This window comes from Lysinibacillus sp. GW821-FHT14F06, assembly GCF_058803665.1.
The window spans coordinates 183,060-190,287 of the sequence record NZ_JBXAPF010000007.1; the positions used below are offsets into that span (position 1 = coordinate 183,060).

The 7,228-nt window shown below is 33.9% G+C and carries 7 protein-coding genes; 5 read left to right on the forward strand and 2 right to left on the reverse strand.

Annotated features, from left to right (window positions below; genetic code table 11):
• The first annotated feature begins 376 nt into the window (after window positions 1–376).
• From AC1RNS_RS09180 to AC1RNS_RS09195, 4 genes are all read left to right on the forward strand, one after another.
• Entirely contained in the window at window positions 377–1,177 is an 801-nt protein-coding gene (locus tag AC1RNS_RS09180; RefSeq protein ID WP_492992076.1) for a CPBP family intramembrane glutamic endopeptidase, read from the forward strand.
• An 87-nt stretch (window positions 1,178–1,264) separates the two neighbouring features.
• Window positions 1,265–1,486, forward strand: coding sequence for a cysteine-rich KTR domain-containing protein (locus AC1RNS_RS09185; protein ID WP_492992077.1), 222 nt, complete (start codon window positions 1,265–1,267; stop codon window positions 1,484–1,486).
• 1 nt (window position 1,487) lies between these two features.
• The gene (locus AC1RNS_RS09190) at window positions 1,488–1,880 is read left to right on the forward strand and encodes a hypothetical protein (protein ID WP_492992079.1); all 393 of its coding nucleotides are present in this window, start codon (window positions 1,488–1,490) and stop codon (window positions 1,878–1,880) included.
• 570 nt (window positions 1,881–2,450) lie between these two features.
• Complete coding sequence (locus AC1RNS_RS09195) at window positions 2,451–2,855, forward strand: hypothetical protein (protein ID WP_492992080.1); 405 nt, start codon at window positions 2,451–2,453, stop codon at window positions 2,853–2,855.
• A gap of 319 nt (window positions 2,856–3,174) precedes the next feature.
• On the opposite strand, the gene AC1RNS_RS09200 is transcribed toward AC1RNS_RS09195, so the two are convergent.
• Window positions 3,175–5,349 carry a DNA topoisomerase III gene (locus tag AC1RNS_RS09200; protein WP_492992082.1) on the reverse strand — a complete coding sequence of 725 codons (2,175 nt, stop codon included), beginning with the start codon at window positions 5,347–5,349 and terminating at the stop codon, window positions 3,175–3,177.
• Window positions 5,350–5,868: 519 nt separating this feature from the next.
• Here AC1RNS_RS09200 and AC1RNS_RS09205 point away from each other — a divergent pair.
• Complete coding sequence (locus tag AC1RNS_RS09205) at window positions 5,869–6,693, forward strand: DNA alkylation repair protein (protein WP_492992084.1); 825 nt, start codon at window positions 5,869–5,871, stop codon at window positions 6,691–6,693.
• An 86-nt stretch (window positions 6,694–6,779) separates the two neighbouring features.
• Here the strand turns inward: AC1RNS_RS09205 and AC1RNS_RS09210 are convergent.
• A partial coding sequence (locus tag AC1RNS_RS09210; RefSeq protein WP_492992085.1) for a hypothetical protein occupies window positions 6,780–7,228 on the reverse strand: 449 nt, incomplete at its 5' end.

Consider the following 7,228-nt stretch of genomic DNA (forward strand, 5'->3'; position numbering starts at 1 on the left):
CACCGCTTTGGTTATGCGTCGTGATTGCATCCATTCTGATTTGTCAGAGCTCATGGATGTTTTGGGATGCACGGAAGAGGGGACACAATGCTTGGCTATGGGGCTTTTTAGGCCTTATTACATTTCCAACGTATCTTATTATCTATCTTATTTTTGCAAGAAAAATATTTAAAAGAAAGGTCTCAGGTTCAAATTCCTGAGATTTTTTTTATTTATTTTTTCGTAAGTGAACGATTAGTCGAACGTAATCGTATTAAGGGTGAATAAACAATTTGGAGGAGGGAAACAAGAATGAACTGTTTAATAGAGTCTTATAGTAAATAAAACAAATATTGATATTTATATGAATCTTATACTGAAATCAAGGAGGTTACTTATGACAAAGCAAAAAAGTGTTAAAGGACTATTCATTTATCTCTTGCTTGGAATCATTGCATTCGTTCCCTTATATCTTAAGGCACTATCGACACTATCGACAAACCCGGCCCAATTAGAGCAAGCGAGGGAAATGATGGGGATTTCAGGATCACCTGAAATGTTAGCCTTACTTGGCACACTTCCCAATTATATTTTCTTAATCATTGCTCTTGTTATAGGTTTTTTTACTGCTCATAAAGTTGGTTTAAAATCTGTGATTATGCACCCGAATGCTAGAGAAAAGTCAAAGTCAGAGTGGATAAAAGGTATTAAACTAGCTATCATACTCGGTTCGATTGCAGGAGTTGTTATAAGAGGATTCGATTATCTTTTATTCCCACTCTTGCCGGAGGGTCTAAAAGAACTAATACATCCTTATAATGCAATAGAATTTTTAGCAGCTTTACTCTACGGAGGGATTGTTGAGGAACTATTAATGCGTTTTGGGTTTATGAGCTTGTTGGTTTTTATTTTTTGGAAACTATTTGATCGAAAATCAGCAAAACCTTCGAACTGGGTCTTTATCCTTGCAATATTTGTTAGCGCATTATTATTTGCAATAGGTCACTATAGTGGAACTGCAAGTGTGACAGAAATGACCGCATTCATTTGGTTCCGAATGATCTTATTGAATGGTTTACCCGGCTTCTTCTTTGGCTGGATTTATTGGAAGCACAATCTAGAACTTGCGATACTTGCACATATGTTTGCTCATATTGCCATGAATTTTCTAATGTTGATTGTCTCCTTTTTTCTGTAAAAATATATATGGTGCATATACACTTTGAAAATTTGCTTGTGTAAAATATAACTATATGAGGAGCTAGACAGAAAAGGAGAAGGGTATATGAGTGAAAAAAGCAAATGGATATACTGCCCAATTTGTAGTTCAAAAACACGCACTAAAGTATATGCGAATACAATATTAATTAGTTTTGCTCTTTACTGTCCAAAATGTAAACAAGAAAGTTTAGTAAACATAAAAAAATTTAAAATTATCATAGTTAAAGAGCCAGACGCTAAGACGCAGAGCCGATATAACCTCAATATAAATCCTATATGGTTTTAATATGTTACTTCAAGCAACTGGATTTAATCGAATCATCAATGGGCTGCTACCTTCTGATCAAACAGTTGAAAATGGCTATACCGAAAAAGAAATCAGTGATAATAAATTATTTTCTTATCATGTTCTCAACGATACGATCTATAATCAGGTTTTGAGTTTATATGACGCTGTCAATGAGGTAAACAGCGTAGTCTTCCCTTCAGAAATACCTGTATTGAAACTAATATCCTCAGTTACTCAAAAACAAGGAGGAGAAGAGTATCAAATAAATCACTTAAATCGACTTGGTGCAAATGCTGAGTCCCAAATTATTGACGGCTCTCATGGATTCTATCAAACTAATGTTACAGATATCAGTGATGCCACAAGTAATTTCCTTAAAAAAATCAACTAGGGATTTATTACAAATACAGACTAAAGGGAGCTAGAAATATAATCTCAGCTCCCTTTTTATCTTTAGATATGAATGTACTTCAACAAACGCACCATGTTAGTGCAACGTCTTTGTATTGTTTAAGTTTGTCACAAGCAAAGCGAAGATTGTTTAAGCTTGATTGAATTCTTTTTACATATAAATGTTCAGAACTATCATTTGGATTTAATTCAGAAAGATTAATATCAATTTTCCCATCACGACTAAACTCAGTAAATGTCTCCATTGCAAATTTATATGTCTTTGTTAATTCAATTTCAAAGGAAGATGAGGAATCTCTGGTGAAATAAATTAAAGATTGTGGAAAGATGTTCTTCAACGAAGGTGCAGTTTAGTTGAAAAGAAATACTATACTATTTACATTATTACGAGAAAAGATGGTGGGCTAATGGAACAAGTTCTAAAAGAAATATTGTCTCCAAGTAATCAATATAACGTTCAAATTTTTAAACGTAAGGATGGTTTTTTTACCATAGAATTATATAGGTGGCAGGAAGACTACGAATATGAGTATTGGAGTCCTATTAAATTTTGATCAAAGGTACTGGTACTGGAATATTAGAACGAGAAGTTCACGTTTTCCATATCCAAAATCAAAGAATAAATAAGGAACTTGTTGAAGTACCAGTTGAAGTTCTTGTTGATGATCCGATTGCAATAGTGTTAAAAAATGTGAAGACTAAGTTATTACCTAACAAAGCCATTATTAGAATTGGAAAAAAGAATTTTAAAATTAATATTAAACATTTAAACCCGAACATTTATTTCCTGATATATACTGGCAATCTTATCTATTTTGAAATAAATGACAATCAACTTATTGCGAAAATAGGGGGTCAAATTTCTCCAACAGGTGGGAGTAGAGGGGATATTACATATATGTATAAGGATAAAATGTATCAAGCGAAATTAATTAAATTTAATCCGATTGAATAATCGGGGTACTTTAATCGAAGAAGATAGCAAAATCAGAAGCAACAATCTTTGAGAAAACAGCTATATTAAAAGAGCATGCTTAATATAATTTATGGAATATTTCCCCATTAAAGGGAGCTTTAATGGAGGAAATATCATAGAAATGATTAATCTTTTTTTATAGAAGAATGATTCAATAAAATATATAAAGAGCACGTTTAGATTAAATTTTTTAAAAACACGCTCTTTCTTTTTGCTTGTTTATCAAGGCTATTAGGTATTTTAAATTCTTAATATAAGCTACAGGCTTTCAACGATATGTTGAAAGTAGGATTGTGAGTTATTGTGGAAATTTAAAATTAATTTTACGTTCTTTTTCATCCCAAATAAGGTGGGCATTAAAAATATTCTCACCTTTTTTAAATCCTTTTATCAAATCTGTTTCACCAGCTGCCAAGAGTTTTTTCATATTAGATTGTGAAATAGTTTTTCTTAAAAGTTTCTTTGAAACCGAGAATTTACAATTAGCTGTTTTATAATTTGAACACCCATAAAAAGTGCCATGATCTATGATTGACCCCTCGCAAAGGATACATTTCCCAACAACTGTTTTTTCTTTATTATATCTTTTATTGTACGGATTATTTGCAGTGATTTTATAGACTGCATTTTGATTAAATGCCCATTCCTTTTCACGCTTTTTAGCATCTGAAATCAATTTGTCAGCAAGCTTTTTTACTTGTTCCAAAAATACTTTAGGAGAAGCGTTGCCTTCACCTATTTCAGAAAGTCGTTGCTCCCATTTGGCTGTCATTGAAGGGGAAGTTAAGATACTTTCACCTAGTGCCTCAATTAGTAATATACCTTTAGTTGTTGCAAAGACTTGGTTTTTCTTAACTTCGATATAGTTTCGATCTTTTAATGTACCAATAATTCCAGCGCGTGTAGCTTCAGTACCTAATCCTTCCGTTTTCCATAAGACCTTTTCTAATTCCTCATCTTCCAAATGTTTACCAGCTGTTTTCATTACGGTAATCAAATTACCTTCAGAATAACGATTTGGTGGTTGAGTTTCCCCTTTTTTTACGTTAGCTTTTGCAACGACACCTTGCTCATTTTCATGTAATGGGGGGAGCAGTTCATCTTTGTCTGTAGGTGAGTTATCTTTAGAATGATAAATAACCTTACGCCAACCTTCTTCCATTAGCACTTTGCCCTTAGAGATGAATTCTGCACGTTTATCAACAAGTGAATGAATCGTTGTGTAAGAAAATATGGCATTGTTGTAATGTGCTGCGATGACTTGTCTTGCAACTAAATCATAAATCCTTTCTTCTTCTGTACTTAGCATTGCTACGTCTGGTATTTGCTCTGTAATAATAATTGCATGGTGATCGGTTACTTTTTTTTCATTCACATATCTTTTATTATTCATAATTGAAATTGTCGGTGGTGGAAGAAGACCTTTATATTTATCAATTTTACTTAAATGCTCTAGTATCTTTGGTAGTGTTTTTGCTTCTTCATTCGTTAAAAATTGTGAATCAGATCTTGGATAGGAAACTACGCCCTTTAAATAAAGTTTTTGCAAAATATCCAGTGTATTTTGTGGTGAGAATTTATAGGCCTTGTTTGCTGTAGCCTGTAATGCAGATAAGTTGAATAACAATGGAGGAGCGTATTCCTTTATTTCCCTTTTAATACTATTAATTTCTACATTTTTATTGATACAGAAATTAGCAATAGCAATAGCTTGTCGTTCTTCTTGAACCCTTGAAATGTTATCTTTGTGCCATTTTGCTTTTAACATTTTTCCATCAAAATTAAACTCTGTTTCCACTTCCCAAAATGGTTCTGATTTAAAATTCGCAATTTCATGTTCTCTCTTTACTATTAGTGCAAGTGTAGGTGTTTGTACACGACCAATTGAAAATACATCTTTCACGCCATTTCGTTTGAGGAGTACCGTGTATAATCTGGATGTGTTAATGCCAATTAGCCAGTCTGCACATGAACGACTTAGTGCTTCAAAATAAATATCGCGTGTTTTCTCTTCTGGTAGTAAATTTGCAAACCCATTTTTTACAGCGTTTTCTGTTAAAGATGATATCCATAGACGTTTCATCGGTTTATTAACACTGCATACTCTTAAAATGGTGCGGATAATCAATTCACCTTCACGCCCAGCATCACCACCAATAATGATTTCTTTAATGTCGGGTCTTTTTACTAAACTTTTAATCACATTGAATTGTTTATATTTTGAATTTGTCACTTTATATTCGAATCGATCTGGAATAATCGGTAATGTTTCTAAAGTCCATTTCTTCCATGTTGGATTATATTCCTCAGGTGCTTTCAATTCACATAGATGTCCTATCGCCCATGTAATTAGTGCTCCATCTGGAAAATATGTGTTAGGCTTAACTTCAAAATAACCAGCTTTTTTTGTAAAAGAAAAGGGGGCAGCTAATTTTGCTGCTTGATCTGGTTTCTCTGCAATTACTATTTTCATATATCCGTCTCCTATTAATAATAATTACAACTTCTTGTATAATAATTATAAATTAATTTTCAGTATAACGGTTATCTAAATAATTATGTCCATCTTTTATTAGGAGATCTAATGTTAATGACTTATAATCTAAGCTTTTATACATTGTAATTAAGTCCAATATAATTATGTCCATTACTATTTAGATAACCTACAGCAAGTGTCGTTTTAGAGGAAAGTTTAGTAGAGAAAACTGCAAAGGTATTGGACAAACTGAAAACAAGTCTACCGTATGAGCATGAAATCCAATATTCTAAAAAGAAACGTGTTTTTGACAACTCGAAAGTAGAAAGTCATAGTGCGATTTTACCGACATAGTATTTTGTATCAATAAAATTTTTTGGATACTATTTTTATAAATCCAAATTATAAAAATACAAAGGATTTTCTTTTCTATTTGGAAGTTCATAAAAAATAATATGAATAGTGACATCTATTTAGTTAAAGGAGTAATGTTCAGCAAATACAGGAGGTTATTGAATGGAAGTACTAGCAGATGTTTTAAATAGAAAGGGCGCTAGAAAGGCTAGTGATATCCCGAATGAAGTTTTAATGCTGCTGAATCAAGGAAAAATAGAGAGTGTTAATTTAACGGAATGGCAAGCTGTTCACCATATTACTTTATTAAAGAATGTTCTACCATCCTTAGGGCTGGAAGAAAAATTAGAATTTGTTCTAACTGAAATTGAAAACCAAAAAGTAGAAACAGGAATGAAGGCAATACGTTTAATTGGAAGTTTATTAGATACAATCGTGAAAGAAGAAAGTGCTACTAACAAAGAGAATATCATCAAAAAATGCTCTCATCATGTTTCGGATAGTGTACGATGTTGGGCAGCATTTATGAATAAAAGTAATGATCTTACTTTAGAAGAGAAATTGTTGTATATCAAGCTTTTTGCTGCAGATCATCATTTTGGTGTTCGGGAAATTGCATGGATGTCCATTAGAGAGGATCTTTCAGCAAATATTGAGAATAGTGTAGATTTGCTATTTGAGTGGGCAAAAAGTGAGGATGAAAACATTCGTAGATTCAGCTTGGAATCAATTCGTCCACGCGGGGTATGGACCAAGCATATTGAAATTTTAAAAGAAAATCCATATATCGCACTCCCTATTTTAAATTTATTAAAATCAGATTCGTCCAAGTATGTTCAAGATTCTGTTGGAAATTGGTTAAATGATGCTAGTAAAACACAACCAGATTGGGTCAAAAATCTTTGCGACGAATGGCAAAAAGATTCTCCATCAAAGGCAACAGAGAGGATACTTAAAAAGGCTCAAAGAACGATTGTGAAGAGTTAGCACAATCCTATGCTTTATTGAATTTCACCCCAATTGTTAGACTCGCCATCAATTGGGGTATTTGTATGAGATTTTTTATTCAAATATTATTTTACGAAAGGATAATAAGTGCATAAATGTAACATGCGGCTGATCCAAAACCGCTCGGATAGCCCAAAGAACAGCTCAGGCCCCAAGAAATCGCTCGGGTAGCCCAAAGAACAGCTCAGGTCCCAGAGAAAACCGCTCGGGTAGCCCAAAGAATCGCTCAGGTCCCCAAGAAAACCGCTCGGGTAAGCCAACGAACAGCTCAGGTCCCAGAGAAAACTGCTCGGGTAGCTCAAAGAATCGCTCAGGTCCCAGAGAAAACCGCTCGGGTAGCCCAAAGAGTCGCTCAGGTCCCCAAGAAAACCGCTCGGGTAAGCCAAAGAACAGCTCAGGTCCCAGAGAAAACTGCTCGGGTAGCTCAAAGAATCGCTCAGGTCCCAGAGAAAACTGCTCGGGTAGCTCAAAGAATCGCTCAGGTCCCAGAGAAAACCGCTCGGGTAGCCCAAAG